Origin of the sequence: Nostoc sp. UHCC 0251, assembly GCF_034932245.1 — a bacterium.
Lineage (GTDB): Bacteria > Cyanobacteriota > Cyanobacteriia > Cyanobacteriales > Nostocaceae > Nostoc.
The window spans coordinates 26,414-49,602 of sequence record NZ_JAYGHD010000011.1; the positions used below are offsets into that span (position 1 = coordinate 26,414).

Annotated in this window: 13 protein-coding genes; 5 read left to right on the plus strand and 8 right to left on the minus strand. The window is 42.1% G+C overall.

What is annotated here, in order from left to right; genetic code table 11:
* The first annotated feature begins 77 nt into the window (after positions 1-77).
* The 3 genes from VB740_RS02830 (at position 78) to VB740_RS02840 (ending at position 4,476) form a co-directional block, all read left to right on the plus strand.
* Positions 78-872, plus strand: a complete 795-nt coding sequence (locus VB740_RS02830; protein ID WP_323198565.1) for a hypothetical protein — start codon at positions 78-80, stop codon at positions 870-872.
* Positions 873-1,438: 566 nt separating this feature from the next.
* Positions 1,439-2,854: a folate/biopterin family MFS transporter gene (locus VB740_RS02835; RefSeq protein ID WP_323198566.1), complete on the plus strand. Its 1,416-nt coding sequence runs from the start codon at positions 1,439-1,441 to the stop codon at positions 2,852-2,854.
* Between the two features lie 125 nt (positions 2,855-2,979).
* Positions 2,980-4,476: a carotenoid oxygenase family protein gene (locus VB740_RS02840; protein ID WP_323198567.1), complete on the plus strand. Its 1,497-nt coding sequence runs from the start codon at positions 2,980-2,982 to the stop codon at positions 4,474-4,476.
* Positions 4,477-4,624: 148 nt separating this feature from the next.
* Here the strand turns inward: VB740_RS02840 and kdpC are convergent, their stop codons facing one another.
* From kdpC to priA, 5 genes are all read right to left on the minus strand, one after another.
* Positions 4,625-5,227: a K(+)-transporting ATPase subunit C gene (gene kdpC / locus VB740_RS02845; protein WP_323198568.1), complete on the minus strand. Its 603-nt coding sequence runs from the start codon at positions 5,225-5,227 to the stop codon at positions 4,625-4,627.
* Positions 5,228-5,629: 402 nt separating this feature from the next.
* Positions 5,630-7,735, minus strand: coding sequence for a potassium-transporting ATPase subunit KdpB (kdpB, locus tag VB740_RS02850; RefSeq protein WP_323198569.1), 2,106 nt, complete (start codon positions 7,733-7,735; stop codon positions 5,630-5,632).
* 203 nt (positions 7,736-7,938) lie between these two features.
* Positions 7,939-9,624: a potassium-transporting ATPase subunit KdpA gene (gene kdpA, locus VB740_RS02855; protein WP_323198570.1), complete on the minus strand. Its 1,686-nt coding sequence runs from the start codon at positions 9,622-9,624 to the stop codon at positions 7,939-7,941.
* Positions 9,625-10,340: 716 nt separating this feature from the next.
* Positions 10,341-12,326, minus strand: coding sequence for an Ig-like domain-containing protein (locus tag VB740_RS02860; RefSeq protein WP_323198571.1), 1,986 nt, complete (start codon positions 12,324-12,326; stop codon positions 10,341-10,343).
* A gap of 1,001 nt (positions 12,327-13,327) precedes the next feature.
* Positions 13,328-15,946, minus strand: a complete 2,619-nt coding sequence (gene priA, locus VB740_RS02865) for a primosomal protein N' (protein WP_323198572.1) — start codon at positions 15,944-15,946, stop codon at positions 13,328-13,330.
* A gap of 840 nt (positions 15,947-16,786) precedes the next feature.
* On the opposite strand from priA, the gene VB740_RS02870 reads away from it, so the two are divergent.
* Positions 16,787-17,923 carry an RpoD/SigA family RNA polymerase sigma factor gene (locus VB740_RS02870; protein WP_323198573.1) on the plus strand — a complete coding sequence of 379 codons (1,137 nt, stop codon included), beginning with the start codon at positions 16,787-16,789 and terminating at the stop codon, positions 17,921-17,923.
* Positions 17,924-18,198: 275 nt separating this feature from the next.
* On the opposite strand, the gene VB740_RS02875 is transcribed toward VB740_RS02870, so the two are convergent.
* The 3 genes from VB740_RS02875 to VB740_RS02885 form a co-directional block, all read right to left on the minus strand.
* Positions 18,199-18,681 (minus strand): ABA4-like family protein, encoded by a 483-nt coding sequence (locus VB740_RS02875; protein WP_323198574.1) that lies wholly within the window; start codon positions 18,679-18,681, stop codon positions 18,199-18,201.
* Between the two features lie 121 nt (positions 18,682-18,802).
* Complete coding sequence (cobW, locus tag VB740_RS02880; RefSeq protein WP_323198575.1) at positions 18,803-19,843, minus strand: cobalamin biosynthesis protein CobW; 1,041 nt, start codon at positions 19,841-19,843, stop codon at positions 18,803-18,805.
* A gap of 308 nt (positions 19,844-20,151) precedes the next feature.
* Positions 20,152-20,868, minus strand: coding sequence for a heme oxygenase (biliverdin-producing) (locus tag VB740_RS02885; protein ID WP_323198576.1), 717 nt, complete (start codon positions 20,866-20,868; stop codon positions 20,152-20,154).
* A 554-nt stretch (positions 20,869-21,422) separates the two neighbouring features.
* Here VB740_RS02885 and glmM point away from each other — a divergent pair.
* Positions 21,423-22,895 (plus strand): phosphoglucosamine mutase, encoded by a 1,473-nt coding sequence (gene glmM, locus VB740_RS02890; RefSeq protein ID WP_323198577.1) that lies wholly within the window; start codon positions 21,423-21,425, stop codon positions 22,893-22,895.
* Positions 22,896-23,189 lie beyond the last annotated feature (294 nt).

Consider the following 23,189-nt stretch of genomic DNA (forward strand, 5'->3'; position numbering starts at 1 on the left):
TGATGTTGGAATCTAGAAGCACATAGCACAATGAGGCTATGAACACGAGAGATTAAAAAACAAAAAGGGATTGTCAAATGAAAAGTCTTTTAATTAAGTCCGCGATCGCTTCTAGTGTCGTTTTGTCTTTAGCTACTGTTACCAGCCCTGTAATGGCTGCATCTTTTTCGATATCAATAGAAGAGGCAGGCAAACAAACTGCAAATTACTCAAATCTTCTTAATTATAATGTACAAAATTTTGATGCTTCAACACTAACAACAGGTTACAGTGCAACAGGCTTTCAATGGACTGATGTTGGTAGCTATACGAATACTCTGATCGTCGATAAAGACCAATATGGTGGTGCTGATGGAACAGGCAAATATTTTGACGTAGATACGAGCAGATCGGGTGGTAAGCAAACGGTCTCTACCTTAAATTTGACAACAGCACAAAGTTATTTTGGACTTTGGTGGTCTGCGGGAGACGCTAATAACGTACTTGAATTTTATTCAAAAGGTAATCTTGTAGAAAGAATTACTACTGCTGATGTGGTTAGTTATATCGCAAAGCTACCAAATAAAACTAGCTACTACGGTAATCCTAATTCGGCATTCAAAAATCAAAATTCTGGAGAACCCTATGCATTCATCAACTTCTATGATGTTGCCGGAACTTTTGATCAGGTTAAATTCACCAATATTGGCGGAACTGGTTTTGAATCAGATAATCACACAGTCGCCACTGGCTACAGTGGTATCACTGGTAATGTTATTAGAGCAGTTCCTGAGTCTTCCTCTGTATTAGGAGTTTTTATGATTGGTTTTGTGGGTGCTACTTCAGTTCTGACTCGTCGAGTCAAGAAAAAGTCAGCTTTGCAATTGTCATAAGTAGATGCCTAAGCCAGGAAGTCTCCTTTCTGACTCGTATACAAAACCAGGCTTCACCTTCGCGTAGCGCTGTAGGCAGGATTTCAAAACTTCCGATAACAATTCAGTTAAATACAAGTTAGGGCGAGCTTACTTCCGGTAGGTTCGCCCTAATCCTTTGATTTAGGATTGCTATACAAATATGTTGGTAGGGGTAGAGCTAATACGGTTCGGATAAGATCCCCCCGCCTGTGGCGACCCCCTTAAAAAGGGGGTAAGTGAGGAAATTAGCCCTTTTTTAAGGGGGGTTGGGGGGATCTCCGCAGGGTAAACAAGCTAACCGAACCGTATTGGGGGGAGCAGGGGAGGCAAGAAGTATATGTTCAGCCATTCTTCTCTCAAGAACAGCTTCTCTTCTCCCCCTGCAACGCTAGCCTGCCTCAACCAAGAAATTCTTTAACCGAACGGTATGTCAACTTGAGCAATGACGAATGAAATTTGCGGAGTTTACGGGCATACAAACAAAGCCCACTTCTGAAGAATCGATATGATAGAAAAGTAGATAAAACTTAAAAAATATTTATCGAATGGTGCTTCAATCATCTGGCTTGTCCAAGGTCAAAGACTCCATAACACAGAAAATCTTCTTGGGTAATGAACCTAATGCAGAGTTAATTGCAATTCTCACCGTTTATTTTGTCCAAGGAATTTTAGGATTATCGCGTCTAGCCGTGAGCTTTTTCCTTAAAGATGAACTGCTGCTGAGTCCCGTCGAGGTGTCGGCGCTGTTGGGAATTGTCTTCCTACCTTGGATGATCAAGCCGGTGTTTGGTTTTATCTCTGATGGCTTGCCTATATTTGGCTATCGTCGGCGTCCTTACTTGATTTTATCTGGGATATTGGGAACTGCTTCCTGGGTAAGTCTGGCCACAATAGTTCATACTAGCTGGGCAGCTACGTTAGCGATCGCTCTTGGTTCTCTCTCCGTTGCCATGAGTGACGTGATAGTTGACTCGCTGGTTGTAGAACGAGCTAGAGGCGAATCGCAAGCAAAAGCAGGTTCATTACAATCTCTGTGTTGGGGTGTTTCTGCGATCGGAGGTTTAATCACAGCATACTTTAGCGGTCTGCTACTCCAATACTTTACTACCCGTACTGTCTTTGGAATCACCGCCTTATTCCCTCTCATCGTCTCAGGAGTAGCTTGGTTAATTGCTGAGTCCCCCGTTAGCAAAGATACTCAAGATACTAGCCACACCAACCCTTTATCAATCAAACATCAACTGGGGCAGCTACGCCAAGCCATTACCCAAAAAAGAATTTGGCTACCAACGGCGTTTATCTTCATTTGGCAAGCTACCCCAAATGCTGAATCAGCCTTTTTCTACTTCTCTACCAACGAACTTCACTTTGAACCAGAATTTTTGGGGCGGGTAAACTTGGTTACAAGTTTCGCTTCTTTAGCAGGTGTTTGGATTTTTCAACGTTTCCTCAAAAACATCCCTTTTCGGGTGATTTTTGCTTGGAGTATTGTCCTTTCCTCAATTTTGGGGATGACGATGCTGTTATTAGTGACTCATACAAACAGGCTATTGGCTATAGATGACCACTGGTTTAGTTTAGGTGATAGCCTGATTCTCACTGTGATGGGGAAAATTGCCTTTATGCCAGTGATGGTCTTAGCAGCCAGGCTTTGTCCCTCTGGTGTGGAAGCGACATTATTTGCCTTGTTGATGTCGGTGTTTAATTCAGCAGGAACGGTTTCCCATGCATTCGGGGCATTAATCACCTATTGGCTGGGGATCACCGCAACAAACTTTGAGTCACTTTGGCTGTTGGTGGTAATTACTAACCTCAGCACGCTATTACCCCTACCATTTATCAACTGGCTACCTGCTGCTGAAGAACAAACTGAGACATCAAAGGATGAGGAACAACCGTTTTTACCGGATTTGATGTCTGAGTTGGTACTGAGAGAATCAGAGTCGAAAATAGTGGAATAAATTTCACCCTAATTCAAATGAGTGCGCTGCCTTACCGTTGTAGTAAGTAGCGTAGTAAAGCTGCAAATAAATTATTTTGAGCAGCTAAATATTTTCGTGAAAAATAACAAGAAAAAACAAAGTATATGCATTTTAAAATTCAAGAAAGTCCAGCTACAGAAAAATCCTACACCCGTGGAGACTGGCAAGGAGGATATCAATCTCTCACCCAAGAGTTTGATTATTGGATTGATGATATAGAAGGACAAATTCCCACAGAGTTACAAGGTACGCTCTTTAGAAATGGCCCCGGTTTGCTGGATGTAAATGGGCAACCTCTTCATCACCCGTTTGATGGGGATGGGATGATTAGCAGAATTACCTTTACCAATGGTCGTGCCCATTTTCGCAACCGATTTGTCCACACAACTGGCTATTTGGCAGAGCAAAAGGCGGGAAAAATTCTCTATCGCGGCACTTTTGGTACTCAAAAGCCCGGCGGTTGGCTAGCTAATATCTTTGATTTCAAACTCAAAAATATCGCCAATACAAATGTTATCTATTGGGGCGGTAAACTGTTAGCAATGTGGGAAGCGGCTGAACCATATCGCCTCGATCCTTATACTCTTGAAACCTTGGGCAATGAATATTTTAATGGTGCCTTGTCAACAGGTGAAGCTTTCGCTGCACATCCCCGCATTGAAAATAGTTTCGATGAAGATGGGGGCGCACCTTGCTTGGTAAACTTCTCAATTAAGCCGGGATTATCTACTACAATTACTATTTTCGAGCTAAACCCAGCGGGTGAAATTGTCAAACAGCACGCTCATAAGGTTCCTGGTTTCTGTTTCATTCACGATTTTGTCATTACTCCCAATTACTGCATCTTCTTTCAAAATCCTGTCACCTTCAATCCCATACCTTTTGCCTTGGGAATACGTGCGGCGGGAGAATGTATCAAATTTCAGCCAAATCAGCCAACTCAAATTTTAATTATTCCCCGTTTCCCCAAAGAAGGGCAAGAAGAGATAAAAATTCTGGAAACTCAGTCTGGTTTCGTCTTCCATCACGTCAATGCCTTTGAGGTAGGAGGCGAAGTTTTGATTGACTCCATTTGCTATCAATCTTTACCAGAAGTAGAACCCAAAAGCGATTTTCGACAAGTTGATTTTGAGGCGAATTCACCTGGACAACTCTGGCGATTTTGTCTGAATCTAAAGGATGGGACAATCGGGCGGGAATTAATTGATAGCCGCTGTTGTGAATTTCCCAGCATACATCCGGCGAATGTGGGACACTCTTATCGATATCTATATATAGGTGCGGCTCATGCAGAAACTGGTAATGCTCCCTTACAAGCATTGCTGAAAATTGATTTAGAGTCTGGAGAAAGACAATTTTGGAGTGCTGCAACCCGTGGTTTTATTGGTGAACCGATTTTTGTCCCGCGTCCAGGTTCGGAAAAGGAAGATGATGGTTGGGTATTAGCTTTGGTTTTTGATGCTGCCCATCATCGGTCAGATTTGATAATTTTGGATGCTAGTGATTTCTCTAAAGGAGCGATCGCACGGCTACATCTGAAGCATCATATCCCCTATGGTCTGCATGGAAGTTTTACTTCTGAGGTTTTTGTGGAAATTTGATTCCCTATTTGGTTGAAACCATTTTTTCGCTGGCAATAATATGCAAATCTATTGAAAATAGGGAGTGGGGAGTCGGGAGTCGGGAGTGGGGGAGATGAAGGGACAAAGAGAATAATCCATGCCCAATGACAAATGACTAATGACTAATTTACTGATTTTGCTGACGATTAATATCCTGCAAGTCAAGAGCATAATTCAATCGCAGAACATTGACTCCTGGTTCGCCAAAAATCCATAAAAATCTGTCATCAGTATATTTATTAATTAAACGTAGGATCTCATCTTCATTTGCTCCCCGCGCACCAGCAACGCGCGTCAATTGCTGTCGTGCTGCTCTGAAGGAAATATGCGGATCTAAACCAGAAGCAGAGGTATAAATTATATCAGCAATCGGTTGAAGATTTTCGTCTCGTAATTGATCGGCTTCTTCTAGAATCCGCTTTAGTAGCTCTGGATTAGTAGCAGCGAGATTGCTAGCTCCAGATATGCCAGTTGGCTTGGCTCTTTTGCCTTGACTATATCTAACTGGACTGGGACGAGGATGGAAATATCGCTCAGATGTGAACACTTGACCAATCAAAGCTGAACCAATTGGTTCATTATTTAGATTCAGCACAATGCTGCCATTAGCTTGATAGGGCAAAAAAACTTGACCAACTACAAGGATTATTAGAGGATAGATGATTGCAGTCAACAACCAAAGCATTAGAGTTATAAAAATTGCTCTGATAGTTTCTCGAATAATAGCCATAAAAAGTTTTCCAATTACTACTAAAATTTAATTTTTAGTTTTTAATTTTAATTATTTTACCCAATCAGAACGATCTTCAAAGATGCTGTTGCTAACAGCATAAATAACTGGGGCAATTACCACATTCAAGCACAGCAGGATAAAAATAGCGAGTGTTGATAAGACATGCAGATAAACAGACGCGATGAACCGGCGATGTTTGCTGGTTTAACGCGTCCCCCACCGCATCTTCTTTGGTAGGTGTTGTTTATGGCATTGGGAGCAAACAAAGGACATTACCTGTATTACATTCATTGGTAGAAACTTTTCCCAAACATCGACCTGTTTATTCATTTGCTTCTTTTTGCCTCTTTCAACAGGTAAAAGTAAAAATGTTTGCCAGCATCTTTACTTTTGCTCTCCTTAAGCCAAACCCACCATTGTAATCAGTATATCTATCAACTTAATGGCGATAAACGGCGCAACTAACCCACCTAAGCCATAAATTAAGATATTTCGTTGGAGTAGCTGATTAGCTGTCAACGCTCTAAACCGCACACCCTTCATTGCCAAGGGAATCAAAGTTGGAATAATCAAAGCATTATAAATCAACGCTGATAGGACAGCAGAATTAGGGCTAGTTAAATTCATAATATTCAAGCTTTGCAAATTAGCAGCGACAAATATCACTGGGATAATTGCAAAGTATTTAGCAATATCATTAGCAATGGAAAATATAGTCAATGCTCCACGAGTAATCAATAATTGTTTGCCAATGCTAATGATATCGATCAGTTTTGTGGGATCGGAGTCCAAATCGACCATGTTGGCGGCTTCTTTTGCAGCTTGCGTCCCTGTATTCATCGCAACGCCAACGTTAGCTTGGGCCAATGCTGGAGCATCGTTAGTTCCATCTCCTGTCATGGCAACTAATTTGCCTGCTGCTTGTTCCTTTTTAATGACACTGATCTTGTCTTCTGGTGTGGCTTCGGCAATGAAGTCATCTACCCCAGCTTCTTTAGCAATGACAGAAGCTGTAATTCGGTTATCTCCAGTGAGCATGATGCTACGTACTCCTATCCGTCGCAGTTGCTCAAAGCGATCGCGGATACCAGGTTTAACTATATCTTTGAGATAAACAATCCCATAAATTTCGTTATCGAGGCTGACTGCTAGGGGTGTACCTCCCAGGCGAGAAACTCGTTCGTAGGCAGCATCCAATTCTGGTGTATTGCGTCCGTTGCGGGAACGGACAAATCCTTTAATGGCTTCTACTGCTCCCTTCCTGGCCTCATACCCACCAGGCAAGTTCGTGCCACTCATGCATGTTTTTGTAGAAAAGTCAACGCCTTCTGCCTGACTGGAGTCAAAATCAAACCGTGCGCCTAAATTTTCTGCCAGTCTGACAATGGATTTACCTTCTGGTGTATTGTCAAAGACACTAGCCGCCCACGCAACATTAGCAATTTCTGACATTGAATGACCGTTGATGGGAATAAACTCTTCCGCCAAACGGTTACCGAGGGTAATTGTACCTGTCTTGTCGAGAACTAAAGTGTTGACATCACCACAGGCTTCGACTGCTCGCCCGGAAGCGGTAATGACGTTAAATTGGGTAACTCTATCCATACCAGCAATGCCGATGGTACTTAGTAAGCCGCCAATGGTGGTAGGAATTAATGCTACTAATAGGGCAATTAAAATTGGCACGCTGACTGGACTGTTGACATAGTAGGCAAGTGCGGGCAAGGTTACTACAACTAACAAAAACACTAGGCTTAGAACTGCCAGCAATACTGTCAGAGCAATTTCACTGGGTGTTTTGCTACGTTCTGCCCCTTCCAGCAAGGCAATCATCCGGTCAATAAAACCTTTACCTGGGTCAGCAGTGATGCGAATAATTAATTCATCTGAGATAATCCGCGTCCCACCAGTCACAGAACTAGAAACGTCGGAGCCTGATTCTTTTAATAGTGGTGCCGATTCTCCAGTAATTACCGATTCATCTACTGAGGCGATACCCATGATTACTTCGCCATCGGCGGGAATAATATCGCCAGCAAGGACATAGATAGTGTCACCCTGTTTAAGAGTGGTGGATGAAACTTCATCAATTGTGCCGTCGGCAGCAAGTTTTTTAACGATCGCCTCTGATTTCGTCAATCGCAAGGCATTGGCTTGGGCTTTACCTCGCCCTTCTGCCACCGCTTCGGCAAAATTGGCAAACCAAACTGTCAAGAATAAAATCCCCGACAACAAGCCGTTGAAAAGTTGCGGGTTCTTTTGGAGAGGTGGCCCAAATAGGTTGGGATCAATTGTTAGCAATAGGGTGATGATTGTCCCCACCCAAACTACAAACATCACTGGGTTTTTGATTGCATACTTAGGGTTGAGCTTGACGAAAGCATCTCTAATTGCCCGTAAGTACAGCCACTTATTACTTGTCCTGGCTTTTTTGCGTGCTTGGCGGCGCTCACCAGAACGAGAATTTGGGCGTCTAGCTTTGAAGTTAGTTGCCACTTGATTCATAAATAAAGTTAGGAGCAGAGCCGGAGACTCCGAAAGCTCCGGTTAGGAGTTAAAAGTTAGAAGTTAGGAGTTAGGAGTTTCCAATAAAAAACAGATCCAACCTGTAGAGTGCGTTACGCGATCGCTAACACACCTTACGAAACCAGATAATTTATTTATTTTTTGGTATTCTCTTAATTCCAGACTTATAACTCATAAATTTTCTAACTGCCAGATGCTAGTTTCAAACCCTCAGCTATGGGGCCTAAAGCTAGAACGGGAAAGAAAGTCAATAGGCCCAGAACCAGTGTCACTCCAGCAGTGATCCCAATAAATACTAGAGAATCAGTTCTCAGGGTAGCAGGGGTTTCTTGTACTTGTTGCTTGCGAGACATGCCGTCAGCTAAGAGGAGGATGGCAATTATCGGAATGTAGCGTCCTCCTATTAAGCTAACTATTGTACTCAAGTTCCACCACAGGGTGTTATCCCTCAAGCCTTCTAAACCGGAGCCATTATTTGCTGCTGCTGAGGCGTATTCATAAACTACTTGAGAAATACCGTGATAGCCAGCGTTGCTAATTCCAGATAGGGAGATGGGGTAAGCTAAGGCGATCGCACTGGGGATCAAAACTAGAATTGGGTGAATCAACAGCACCACACTGGCGAGGACGATTTCCCGCTTTTCAATTTTGCGTCCTAAAAACTCTGGGGTGCGTCCTGCCATTAGCCCGGTTAGGAACACTGTGAGAATCAAGTAAATGAATAGGTAAGCGGCTCCAGTCCCCTGCCCACCCCAGATAACCTGAATAAATAAGTTGAAGAGAGTCGAAAATATTCCTTGCGGCATCAAAGAATCGTGCATCCCATTCACTGCACCAGTCATAGTAGCGGTAGTCATAACTGCCCAAAATGCCGTTTGTGCCCAGCCAAATCGAACTTCTTTCCCCTCTAAATTGGGCTGTTCTAATCCAAAGGCGTTATTCACAAGGGGATTACCTTGCAGTTCTCCCACGGCTGTCACTCCCACTAGAACGACAAAAATCACAAACACCATCCAAAAAAGTAGCCAAGCTTGTTTGATGTTGTTAGCAAATATACCGTAAGTGTAAATTAAGGCTGCTGGTATAGAAATCATGGCGATCATTTCAATTAAGTTAGAAGCGCCATTGGGATTTTCAAAAGGATGGGCTGAATTTACGCCAAAATAGCCACCGCCGTTGTCGCCCAAAAGTTTGATCATCTCAAATGATGCCACCGGTCCTCTAGCAAGATATTGCGTCCCACCTTCTAAGGTTCTCAGAACTAAAGTATCTTTTAATGTTTGTGGTACACCTGCTACAAGCAAAGCGATCGCTCCAATAATCGAAATCGGCAGCAATATTCGCGTAATTCCCCGGACGAGATCGACGTAAAAGTTCCCCAATGTTCTACCAGTCAATCCGCGAATAAAGGCAATTCCCACGGCTAACCCAGTGGCTGCGGAGGTGAACATCAAAAAGCCTAAAGCCGCTACCTGGCTAAAATAGCTTAAAGTTGTCTCACCAGCATAGTGTTGCTGGTCGGTATTCGTTACGAATGAAATGGTTGTGTGCAGCAATACATCCCAGGTTGGCGCACCGAAGCCGTTGGGATTCCAGGGCAACAGTCTCTGGAAATATATTAGTAAATACACTGAAATAGCCATGAGCAGGTTGCTGTACAATACAGCCCGGATATATTGCGAACCCGTCATATCATCTTTTCTGCGGACACCCGCTAGTACGAACATACTTCGCTCTATCGGGTTCATTAAGAAATCAAGCAGTGTTCTTTCTCCCAAGAAGACACGCGCTATATATTTACCCAATAACGGAGTGATTGCTATGACAATGCACAGCGTTAAGCCAATTTGCAAAAAACCTTGTCCCATAATTTTGCGCTCAATTAAATTTAAATGTTAGCAAGCTAATTCTTAGAGATAACAGATTAGCTGTTGGGGTATCTGATTTCGAGGAATTTGGTGATTTCTCGGATCACCGCTATTTTTTAATCTGGATTTACTAGTTTCAGTTATTACTATCCAGATATTATTAATATATTGTTAAGAATATTTAAATTTTACTTTTAGTTCATCTATCTCGCTAGTTAGTATTATTTGTTTATACAATACATTCTGGAAGTTTGCTACTTTCAAAAAATATAAATATTTAAGAGGATTTTATCGAACAGAATACATGCGTCAATTGTCAGAATTCAGTTTGCTCAAATTAATATTTGCAGATATAGATTGCAGATAAATCATAATCGCTGAATTAAATAGTTGTAAAGATTGCCGGACAACAATTTTTTAGTAAATCAGAAATGAGGATATATAAGTCGATTAGTGGATATGAGAGAAGCTATAAATGAGCGTAGATAGATATATGGGCTAATAGCGATCAGCTTGAAATATTTGACACCAACTGAGTACGTAATTGGCTACAAAAATTAAGGATTTTACATTACTCTAGGCAGAGGAAAAACTGATAAGCTATTACGCCTTTAGATTACACAATAACTCATGAAGTTTGTTGACTGCTGACAGCTAACACTCAACAGTCAACAGTCAACACAAAACAATGTGCAGATTATATGGGCGACAGCTTATTAATTGCGTGGACGCAGAAGTGTAATTTTGCCCATACCAGTCACATCATTGAGCTGCGCCACGTAGAGATATCCATTCGTCGGGTTCTCAACCAAATCCAATGGACTTGGGTTAAAACCAGTAAAGCCAGCAATACCGGTTTGGGAATTTATAATATCCAAGTTTGGGCCACCTGGTTTTAGCACAATGATGTCTTTACCAGAACTGTAACGTATCACCAGGAGTTTGCCTCGTAACTTGCCACCTAAAACATTGCTACGGTATTCGATGATACCATTTGGTGAATAATGATCTCCGAAATCGAAGGCAATACCCTTCCAATTCCGGTCAGGTAAAGTCCCAATGGGATATTCATTTACCTGACCTGGGTCTTTAGCATCTGTGGGATTTCCTCCATTCAACACCCACTCACAACGCTTAGGATTAGGATGACCATAATAACCATTTTTAACAACGCGAAACAGATAATCTCGCTGCGTACCTGTATTGCTGAGACTAAGTACGGATGGACTGGTATAAGCCCCATTAGTAGCTTTATCGATACGGTTTTTGCAAGCAACAGGCAGCGGGATAGGTGTATGTGGCGTATTGCCACCAGCCGCTGAACCATTCGTTGGCACATACAACTGACCATTAGTGTGCCAAACCAGATCGTAGGCATTACGTACACCACTAGCAAAGATAGTTACAGGTGCTCCTGCTTTAAAAGGGTTATAAGTACCTCCATCCTCCGTCTTAACGCTTAAAGGAGGTGAGGTGATCTTAGACAGGTCAACTCGTAATACAGCAGCACTTAACAACCGCTCAGGACGATTACTCCAGACATCGTTTGGTGCGCCTGTACTACTATTACTACCCTGCAACACATACAGCACTTTTGGCTCATTGGGCTTAAACTCAATGCTATTGGTTAAATGCTGACGGCTTGATCGTGGTAAATCAACCACATAGTCTTTTACTATTTCTAGATTGGAACCACTCAACCGAGTAATTTTACCAGTCCACTCCGGCGCATCAACAGTTCCATTCCAGTAGTAGTTATTTGTTACCCATAAAATTAGGTTGCTAGCATTTGTTGATGAGGGATCAAAGTGCATACCAATAATAGTTCGGTTACCACCATTCGCAGTCCGCAAAGAGGAAATCGTTTGTGGCGTACCGAGAGTGCCATTAGCATTGATCAAGAAGCGCAAAATCTCACCTTGTAAGGTGGAAGCATAGAGTTTATTGTCAGGCCCAATCAATATTGTGGTGTAAGATTTGGCAGGTACATTCGGTAGTGAGATTTGCTCAAAAGTAATATCGCTTGTTTCGTTCTCAAGGGTACCTGTTGTGAAACTGATGCTATAGGGTAAGAATGCAGCACCATTGGTATCTTTTAGCCGATCAGTGATTTGTAATAGATATTTGGTATTATTCTTAAGATGATTTATCGGGGTTACTACAATTACATCTCCACCACCCGAAGTATTGTAGTTGGCAGCAACTTGTGTATTAGTACCGCTATCGATCAGCTTGATGGTTGAGGCTGAAAGGGTATTAAGGGCAATCCCACCGTTGGGGAGATTTACGTCTGCTGTAATCGAGATATCCGGTGACACATTTATCTGATTATCAGTAGGATGGCTCGCTCTGACCGAGGGACGTTTACTTACTGCGATATAGTTGAGCTTGGTATTTTTACTACCTTTAGCATCAATTGTGAGCTTGCCGTCGGTAATATTTTGTATATGAATGGATGTATTAAGTTGCTGTTTAATGCCACTTCGCTTGCGATCGCGTCTATTGAGTTGGATATCAAGGGGAGTGGGTGTAGTATTATCTAAGCTATCTTCACGCACCCAACCAAAGCTCCGACTATTATTGTAAGTTTGACCAATGTCTTTTATATACCCAGATCCTACAGGAGCATTCTTTGGTTGAAAATCAATCATCGCTGGAACAATTGCTAATACCAGTATTTTGGGTTTAATCTTGTAAATCATATATACCTTGCCTTTGTAGTCGTAATTGATACGTGAGTAGTCCATTGATATTGGTCAAGTATCTGCAATGATTATTCTTGGCGATCCTTTACTGGCCAGAAACGAACATGATGACCGTAAGGATCAGGGAAACCATTAGACTTCTTGCAAAAGTGGGGAAAAGGTTAAACCAATTCGCAATTCGCAATGGGCTAACGCCCCGCTTCGCTAACGCAATTCGCAATTACGTTTTGTAACGGGGATTTTACCCCGACACAAAACGTGCTGCCTATAGAGGCAGGGGACTTAAACCCCCAAACTTTGTTAAGGGAGAATGGGGAAAGGGATGGAAAATTCCCTTTGCCCTTTTACCCTTTCCCTACAAAAGTGCAAAAGTTACTTTTGCAAGTGGTCTATTATTTTGCTAGGTTGTCCGCTCACCCTACTCACCAACATTAAGAGCGCACAGCATTCTGTTCTTAAAGAAGGCAGTCCCAATGAAAAAACTTCACCACCAAGCATAAACAAGGGGCTGGAAATTAATATTTTTACTCAGCACTGGCTCAAAGCCCCGCTACCGCTAACAGAACTCAGCACCTCCAAGTCCGAGTCTAGAAGGGATGCAATACTGTGTATAAATTATTTAGCAAATACTTGAAGTTAAGTAACCCCTGAACTTCTTTTTTAAGGGAACTTTCTAAATTATTAACTGGGCAAACTATGATGAACTAAAAAGTAATAAATCTTCAAAAGCATCACTGTAAACCGTTAACTGTTGCTGGCAAAGTTTATTTTTTTGTGCTTTCAATATGCAAGAAACCTTGACAGCAAATCATAAAAGTTTCTTTTAAAATGTATGCTTTAAGTTTATGACTAGATGAGAGTGAGATTCAGTTCATCTATCTGAGGGATTATTATGCAAAGCTCTACTCAATTACTACGCTTGAGACAAATATCAAAATTAGCTAATCGTGGAGAATAGAAAAAAGATTTTTATGCGTAATTATTTACGTAGTTCACGATCACATAATATTTAATGGGTCTACATCAATGGTCAAACTAACAGAAGTAGGACAAAGCGATCGCACTTCTTCCCAATCTGGTAATTGTGGCAATGCATCAGGGGCAAATTTAATCAATATCTGCCAGCGATAACGATTAGCTACTCGTAAAATACTCGCTGGTGCTGGGCCTAATATCTCAAATTCTTCTTCTGTACTCAAGGCTGTGGCGATGATTTGTGCTGTATTTTGTACTTGAATGGGATCGAGACTACTTAAGCGCAACAAAATTAACCGCCCATAAGGGGGATAATTAAGCGCTTGGCGTTGTTCTAATTCAGCTTGGGAGAAAGAGTGATAATCGTGCGATCGCACCGCTGCAATTACCTGATGCTCTGTAGTATAAGTTTGTACAATCACCCTCCCCGGATCATCACCTCTACCAGCGCGTCCAGCTACTTGAGTCAAGGTTTGAAATGCCCGTTCACTGGCGCGATAATCTGATAAATTTAGCAATCCATCGGCAGCGACAACGCCCACAAGTGTCACTTGGGGTAAATCCAATCCTTTGGTGAGCATTTGCGTACCCACTAATAAATGCGCTTCGCCGTTGGCAAATTGGGTGAGTAGGGTACGGTGTGAGCCTTTGTTACGAGTGGTATCGCTATCAAAACGAATATATTTTAAGTCTCGGAATTGTCGCGCTAGTTCCTGCGTTACTCGCTGAGTACCGCTACCGAAAAATTTGAGGTAAGGGGAACTACAATCAGGGCAGAATTTGGGATGCGATCGCGCATAGTTACAATAATGGCAACGCAATAATTCCGGCGCTTTTTCTTCGGTGTGGTGATACGCCAGCGACACGTCACAGTGCGGACATTCCAACACATATCCACAACTGCGGCAAGATACAAAGGTACTGTGTCCCCGCCTATGAATAAATAAAATTCCCTGTTGTTTTCTCTCTTGCAACTCTTGCAAAGCTTCTTGCAGCGATCTACTAAATATAGAACGATTTCCCTGCTGCAACTCTTGCCGCATATCCACTATTTCCACCGGCGGTAGAGGCCGAGAGTTGATCCGTTCGGGAAGTGAGAGGTAAAAAGTGCTAGGTAAGGAATTAGAAGTTAAAAATTCTTCCCCTGCCTCCCCTGCTCCCCCTGCTCCCCCTGCCCCCTGCCCCCTGCCTCCTGCCTCCTGCCCCCTCACACTTACCCAACTCTCCAACGAAGGCGTAGCGGAACCCAACAGCAAGGGACAACTTTCTAACTCTGCTCGCCATTGGGCAACAGTACGGGCGTGGTAGGTAGGTATGGGGGAGTCTTGCTTAAAGCTGCTGTCGTGTTCTTCATCTAAAATAATTAAACCCAAGTTGGGCAAAGGGGCGAAAACGGCGCTACGCGTACCAATGACAACTTGGGGTTCTCCTGTGAGCATTTGTCGCCAAGTGTCGTAACGTTCACCATCGGAGAGAGCGCTGTGATAAACGCTGACTTTATTACCAAAACGGGCGCGGAAACGATCAGTTAACTGGGGTGTGAGTCCAATTTCTGGGACTAAAACAAGGGCAGATTTACCTTGGCTGAGGAGAGGTGCGATCGCTTGCAAATATACTTCAGTTTTTCCTGAACCTGTCACCCCATGCAATAAAACTTCAGCAAACCCATCTAGTGTTTGGATTGTTTTTAAAGCACCAGCTTGAGCAACAGTTAAAGATTTAGCCCCATCGCCTGCTAATGCTGGCCCCTGTTCGGTTCGCAATATTTCCCGTTCTTCAACAACGATGTAACCCTTTTGTGCCAGCGTTTTGAGGATAGAAGAACTAGCATTGCAAATTTGCAACAATTCATTTTGCCACAACTCCCCATTATGCCGCCGCAGCACTTCCAAAATCTCTCGTTGGCGAGTAGTTAAGTCGTGATCGATTGTACCTGTGAGCGTTACTGCTTTTTGCAATTTTGGTCGAGTTAGCCGCGGCGGTTCTAAGTAGCTTTCTACTAAACCAAATCGCAGCAGTTCCCGAATTCCCCGATAGGCAGATTTGACTTTTTGTTGGAGATAAACAAAACTGTAGTCTCCCGCCGACTGCGCTTGCAAAAGTTCCCAAACTTGCCGCGCAGTTGGAGTCAAAAAAGCTAAAGGATCAGCAGATCGTAGTAAATAACGACTCCCCTCCGCTCCTCTGCCCCCCTGCCCCCTTGCCCCCCCTCTTCCAACAAGGCGGATACGACGCTGCGATCGCCCCAACAACCCTGGTGGCAGAGCAACCCGGATTACTTGAATTAAGGGCGTATAGTAATATGCAGCGACTCGATTGAGTAATTCCCAATAAGCACTTGGGAAAAATCCAACGCTGACTATATCTTCTACTTCCCGGATTTTTTCTGGCGGTAAATCGACATTTGGTTGTGCCAGTAACCGAATTGCGATCGCTCCTAATTGTTGTGCCCCAAATGGCACGCTCAAAATATCCCCTGGTTTGATTTCTAACTGGGCTGGCAATCGATAAGTAAATAGTCCTGTGCTTCCTGGACAGTCTACCAACACTTCAACCCACCTGTGAACAGTTGTATTTAACTGATACGATTCCCCCGGTTCAGCGACCATCATAGAAGATAAATTTACGTCATTAATATACATAGTTTCTGAATTTATTGTTAAACATTTTACTCACATAGATGATCACAATTAACCTGGCTCAATTAACTCTATTTTTTTGCTTTATTTAGACGTAAATTGTATTTCTCAATACTGTTATACTTCATAATACTTGATAAGTTTCCTCTTATGTGATCTACTAGACAATTTTGGCTCTTCTATACGTGCAATAAATAATTGGTGCCTACTCTACAAATAAAAGCATCTCGGCTAAATCTACAAAAGTTACTCCAACTACTAAATAAGGAGTAGCCTTTTTCCGCCTATCGGTAGATATTCAACCCTTTCCGTATATGAGATGCTTTTATACAAATAAGAATATCTCAAAATTAAATTGCCATTATTGTAATTTGTCTCATGTGTGTAACTTGAAATCGGGAATGCATAACCACAGCCCCAGGTTTTGAATTTAACCACTGACTTGCAAGGTCTAAACATTGAAAATATTTATAAAAGTATATGAAAGTTTAAGAAATTTGGATGATTAGCTGAGATTTATATATTTGTTAAGGTTGAGAAAGTTTGAGGGAGTTTGACATATTTGGTAATTCCGAAAAAAATGAAGAATATAATCTATTAGAAACCTAATAAGAAATTCTTGTTGGGTGTGAAGGACAGTTACATTATAGGTTGTATCTAACTGTAACCTATATGTACTAAGTAAATGCCGATTTATATTCCTGAAGTTAAATTAGCATAAGCCTGTATTTCGCTATATATATAAACGGGTGCATTCGTCTCTTAGGGAAAACTACCAAGCCTCAAACGAGTAGCTGTAACTAAATTATGTACCAAACAAAGTAACAATCCCTAAAGGAAATTATGAATATTGTTGAGTTGGGAAAAATGGAAATACTGGAGAATACTGCTGATATTGAAGAACCATCACTCGATATTTTAGAAGCAGTAGCAGATGAAGAGACTCCAATTGTAATAGAAAATCTGGAATCAGATGAACGCGACGGGGATGATATGGCTGCGGCCCGTCCTTCGGGATACAATAAAACCGAGCATGATGATGCCGTCGGCGCGTTTTTTAAAGAGATGGCGCGTTATCCGCTTCTAAAAGCTGATGAAGAGGTAGAGTTAGCGCGGCGGGTTAGGTTCCTAGAAGAAGTTAGGGAATTACAAGTAGCCTTAGAATTAAAATTGGGGCAGGAACCTAGCAAGGTAGAGGTGGCTTCCGAGCTAGAAATGACGGAAAAGCAATTAGAAAGTCGTTTGTATCAAGGTAGAGTAGCGAAACGCAAAATGATTCGCTCGAACTTGAGATTGGTAGTTTCTATTGCTAAACGATACTTAAATCGGGGAGTGCCTTTCTTGGATTTAATTCAAGAAGGAGCGATGGGTTTAAATCGCGCTACAGAAAAGTTTGATCCCGATAAAGGATATAAGTTTTCTACTTACGCCTATTGGTGGATTAGACAGGCGATTACCAGGGCTATAGCTAACGATGCGCGGACAATCCGACTACCTATTCATATTGTTGAAAAGCTTAACAAGCTGAAAAAAGCCCAACGGGAACTCAAACAAAAACTCTGCCGCAATCCTACCGAAGGTGAAATGGCAGAAACTTTGGAAATTAGTGTGCAACAACTACGTCAGCTACAACAACTACGGCGTCAAGCACTTTCTCTCAATCACCGCGTTGGTAAAGAAGAAGACACGGAATTGATGGATTTGCTAGAAGATGAAGATAACCTGTCTCCAGAAGCAAAAATGAATGAAAACATGATGCGTCAGGAGATTTGGGAAGTTTTGGGTGACGTGTTAACTCCACGGGAGAAAGATGTGATTTCTCTGCGCTATGGTTTGACAACCAGCGAACCCTGTACCTTAGAAGAAGTTGGCAACATGTTCAATCTTTCTCGTGAGCGAGTGCGACAAATTCAAAGCAAAGCCATGCGGAAATTGCGCCGTCCCCACATAGCCAAACGTTTAAAAGGTTGGTTGATTTAATTAAATTAACGAACATGAATCAAATAAAGTGCAAAATGTTAAATTTTGTAGAGGAGCCAGTACGTTGCGGAGGTTCTCGACGCTTTAAGCGTACTCCTACGTCGAAGCAAGCTACGCGCAGCATCTTGTAGAGAAACTATGATGTTGGCGGAGCCTCTCGAACGCGAGTGCGTCTCCCCTTCTTCCAAAGCTATCCATTACCCACATCTTTCTTAACATTGCTTAAAAGCATTCACGTTAAGTTGACACCAATGCACAGCTATGCGCCCATACTATTATGTTCCAGATGATGATTCAGCTTTTTCCCCTACCGTCACAGCTTCATTCTGCTGAAATTTCGGGAAAAGTGCTTTAGAAATCCAGTAAGTCAAGATGTGAGAAAGTAATCCCATAGGGCCTGCAAATAAACATAGTGCAAGAGAGTGAATTGTCCAAATACCTGTTTTTTGCCCTTCCCAATAAATCCAACGGCCAACAAATAAATCCATCACTAAAAAATGAATCCAACCCGTTGCAGCAGCTGTTTCATCTGTAAAAAACCGCGCAATATCAGCTAATTGGGGATTCGATAAAGCTTGGGCATTTTCTGGAGTAATGCTATTGATAAACAAATACAAATACGCCCCCGCTAACAGCACAAAGGGCAAATATGATGACATAATCTGCCGTGTAACTTTCCAATTTGGCAATAAAATCATCAATGCCCAAAAGGGCAGCACAAAAAGATTAGCGACGTTAAATAGTTGGGAGATAGCCATATTTTTGTAAGGTGAAGAATTTTCAGTTATTATTTGTTTTGAATTAACTAGTTATTCATAACTCGTAACTATCAGGGTATAGATCCCCGACTTCTCAAAGAAGCCGGGTATCTGAGTATATTTATAAAGCTACAAGTTGTGATTCGATTTCTGAAGACTTCAAATCACGACCGATAAAAACTAAACGGGTTTGCCTGGACTCTTCAGGTTTCCAGGGGCGATCGTAAAATTTATCAAATCGAGTTCCTACACCTTGCATCACCAAACGCATAGATTTATTTGGTACTGCTACAAAGCCTTTAATCCGGTAAATTTCTTGTTCTTGTGCTAATTTTTCCAACTGCTGTTGCAGTTTTTCTGGATCAAATGTACGATCCAAAATTAAATTAGTTGAGATAATTTCTTCGTCGTGATTGTGGTCTTCTTCGGTATCGTGATGACTAGGACGAGAATCTAAATTGTCTTCCACTGCGGCTTGGAATCCTAATAATATAGATGCATCTAGTTGAGAACGATCGCTCTCGACAATTTTCACCACTCTGGGCAACTCTTGCTTAATCAATTCCTCAACTCTGGCTTTTGTCTCGGCATCTACCAAGTCAATTTTATTCAACACCACCAAGTCTGCACAAGCAAGTTGGTCTTCAAACAATTCTTGCAAAGGTGTTTCGTGTTCTAGATTATCATCTGCTTGGCGTTGGGCTGCGATCGCCTCTGGATCGCTAGCAAATGTCCCTGCTGCTACTGCCGCACAATCTACCACGGTTATCACCGCATCCACAGTGGCAGCGTTGCGAATTTCTTGCCAGCGAAAAGCCTTCACCAGCGGTTTTGGCAAGGCTAAACCAGAGGTTTCAATCAAAATGCAGTCGATGCTATCCCGCCGCTTGATTAACTCTTGCATCGTCGGGTAAAACTCTTCCTGCACGGTGCAACATAAGCAGCCGTTGGTTAATTCAAAGATATTAGTGTCGCCCTCACCATCTTCTGGGCAAATTTGACAGGATTTTAACAATTCGCCGTCAATGCCGAGTTCGCCAAATTCATTGACTAAAACGGCAATGCGGCGTCCTTGGTTGTTTTGTAGCAGGTGGCGAATTAGGCTGGTTTTTCCACTACCTAAGAAGCCTGTGATCACTGTGACAGGAATTTTCGTAGCCATATTTTTGCCTGATTTACTCAGTATGGTAAGTTTTACAGATTACAAACTTAAATACTGACATTAAGCTTGGTGTGAAGATTGACTTAGTTATTTTAAGCTGAAAAATACTGATAAATCCTAACTATTAAACATAATTGAGGGGCAATCTCCCCATGCTTGCTTTCATGAATCAAAAGCAGTCACAAGGCTATTGCCCCTAAATATTTTGAGCGTTGATCGCTCTTTCTCCAGAAACACCTATGAATTATCCTTCATCAGGCTATCTGAACTTATAACTCCACACACCATACTCCGCAATCTCAACAGAGTTACTCAGCTGTGACGAGTTCAGTACTGCCGCGTGTACGACGCCGTGTGAGGCTATTGTAAAGCATTACACCGATCGCCTTGATCAAATTGCCTTCTAATTCTTGGAACATCTTCATGTTCGTGCCAAAGGCGGCGTTAGCTTCATCAACGATGCGATCAGTTGTCGCCTCGTCAAGGGGCAATTCATCCAAATTTTGCCGATATTTCGCTTTGAATGCCTTCTCATCAGGAATTTCTGGAAACTCATAAAAGGCTGTTCCTTGGCCATCAGACAAATTCATCGCCGTTACAGCAATGTTTTTGAGAATTTGTCCCCCAGATAAGTCTCCCAAGTAACGAGTATATGAATGAGCGATTAACAGTTCCGGTTCTGTGGCAGATATTTCTCGGATACGCTTTACATAAGCTTCACCTGCGGGAGATAGCTTGATTTGCTCTCTCCAGTTAGCACCAAAGTAATAACTCAGGTCTTCCTCTAAGGTATACTTGCGATTTAGCTGAGGAAAGTTAATTTTAGAAAGAATTGGGTGCTGGCGATGCTTTTCCATTTCCTCTTCCATCGCTGAGTAGACGAAGTAGAAGTTAGCAACTAGTTTCCGGTAAGAGTTTTTCTCGACTACTCCTCTTAAAAAGCACTTGACAAAACCTACATTTTCTGCCATCGTGTGGGCTTTCTTAGTGCCTACACGTAATTTGGTTGCTAAATTGCTGCTCATGCTAAATTTCCCAACTTTAAAAAGTTAACTGCCGGAGTTTTAAATTCAGTAACGGCTAAAAAAGCCATTAAAACGTTACCTTAAAACTATTTGATGAGAATTTATATTAAAATTTTTTAAGTTGCTATGTTTTTGTAGCTTTTTACACAATCTTGAATTTGGGGGATATAACTTTACATTTTGGTGTTTTGATTTTTTGTGGTTATTTGGCGGAATTTTGCTTTTATTTTCAGTTTTGCTGAAAAACACGCCTACAAAAGGAAAGTAATAATTATTACCAACGAATAGAGTTAGTAGCATTGCAAAGTGTGAACTAATACAGATAAAAATCAAGAGTAAGATAGAGGGCATAAAAGGAATAATTAGCTAAGATGTGAACACTTTACTGATAACGCAAAAACCAATACTAACTTCATGAAAAATTTACAATTCAAGAAGCAAAGTATAAGTATTATTACGTAGGAAAAGCTGTTCTAGAATGAATTTGTAAAAAATTGCTGAAATAAAGTTTTAAGTGCTATTTTGCAGTGTGATTGTGTGGAGTGTTTAAACATATGGTTTCATCTATAACTAGGACACCGGGCATGTCTGGGGGTTCTGCTTCCGAAGTTGATGCATTGGGCAAAGGGATTGAGAGCAGTTTTGCACTAAATTTAATCCCATTACCAGCAAATGCCTTGTTTGGTACAGATGGTATTCGCGGACGAGTCGGAGAATTATTAAATGCGCCCCTAGCATTGCAAGTTGGTTTTTGGACGGGTATTGTTTTACGTAACCATGCTACTCAAATAGGGCCAGTCATTCTCGGACAGGATTCTAGAAACTCCAGTGATATGCTGGCGATGGCTTTGAGTGCAGGTTTAACAGCAGCAGGATTAGAGGTCTGGCATTTGGGATTATGTCCCACTCCTTGCATTGCTTATCTCACCAGCATCAGTGATGCCATCGGCGGAGTGATGATTTCTGCCAGCCACAATCCCCCAGAAGACAATGGGATTAAGATTTTCGGTGGGAATGGTGGGAAGTTACCGCAAATATTGCAGGCAGAAATTGAAGCGGGACTGCGTGGCAAAATATCACCTATTGCGAAAGTTAGTAATTACGGACGGCATTACTCACGTTTTGAGTTAGTGGGGCATTATAGCTCGGCGTTGAAAAAACCTTTGAACGGTGCTCTAAATCTTCAGGGAATGAAGATTGTTTTAGATTTGGCATGGGGAGCAGCAGTCGGATTAGCACCATCAGTATTTACAGAAATGGGGGCAGAGGTAATCTGCTTGCATAACGAAGCAGATGGCGATCGCATTAATGTTAACTGCGGTTCTACTCATCTAGATATTCTTGCAGCCACAGTACAAGAACATAACGCCGACATCGGCTTTGCCTTTGATGGGGATGCCGATCGCGTCTTAGCAGTAGACAATACAGGCAGGCAAGTTAACGGCGATTACATTCTCTACTTGTGGGGACGCCACCTACAACAAAACCAACAATTGCCAGACAACCTGATTGTATCTACAGTTATGGCTAACTTAGGCTTTGAGAAAGCTTGGCAACAAATTGGGGGTAAATTGATTCGCACCGCAGTCGGCGATCAATATGTGCAAGCCGAAATGTTGCGGACTGGGGGAATGTTAGGTGGCGAACAATCAGGTCATATTCTTTGCCGTCATTATGCTGTGACTGGAGATGGCTTATTAACAGCATTACATATAGCAGCTTTGGTGAAAGAGGCGGGTGTTTCCCTGGGTGAATTAGTAGATCAAAGCTTCCAAACGTACCCGCAACTGTTGCGGAACGTGCGAGTTGTAGATCGCGATCGCCGTTTGGGATGGCAAGATTGCCAACCTGTACAAGAAGCGATCGCTCTTGCTGAAGCTGCAATGGGTGATTCCGGCAGAATTTTGGTTCGTGCCTCTGGTACAGAACCAGTGATCAGGGTTATGGTGGAAGCTGCCAATGCTGAACTTACCAACTACTGGGCAAATGAATTAGTTTCAAAAGTCCAGAAACACATAGCAGTCTAAGTTACTCCCTTCACTGTGTAAGATTACTTATCTACTTTTCCTTTGTGTCCTTCACATCTTCATATTTCGTTAAATTAAGTAGTCTTTGCGGCGAAGGGAATAGCTACTATCTCACCTTTCAAAAACAGCTTCTGTAAATTAACCAGCTTTGGTGATTTGCGGAAGATGTAGTATTTTAATTTGCACTTTTAAGTTTTAAGTATGTTGTAAACCTCTTTTCTAACAAGAAAAGAGGTCTGTCAATACTTGTCGGTTAAGGGGAAAAGGGGAAGGTGGGGCCCCCTCTGGGGATAA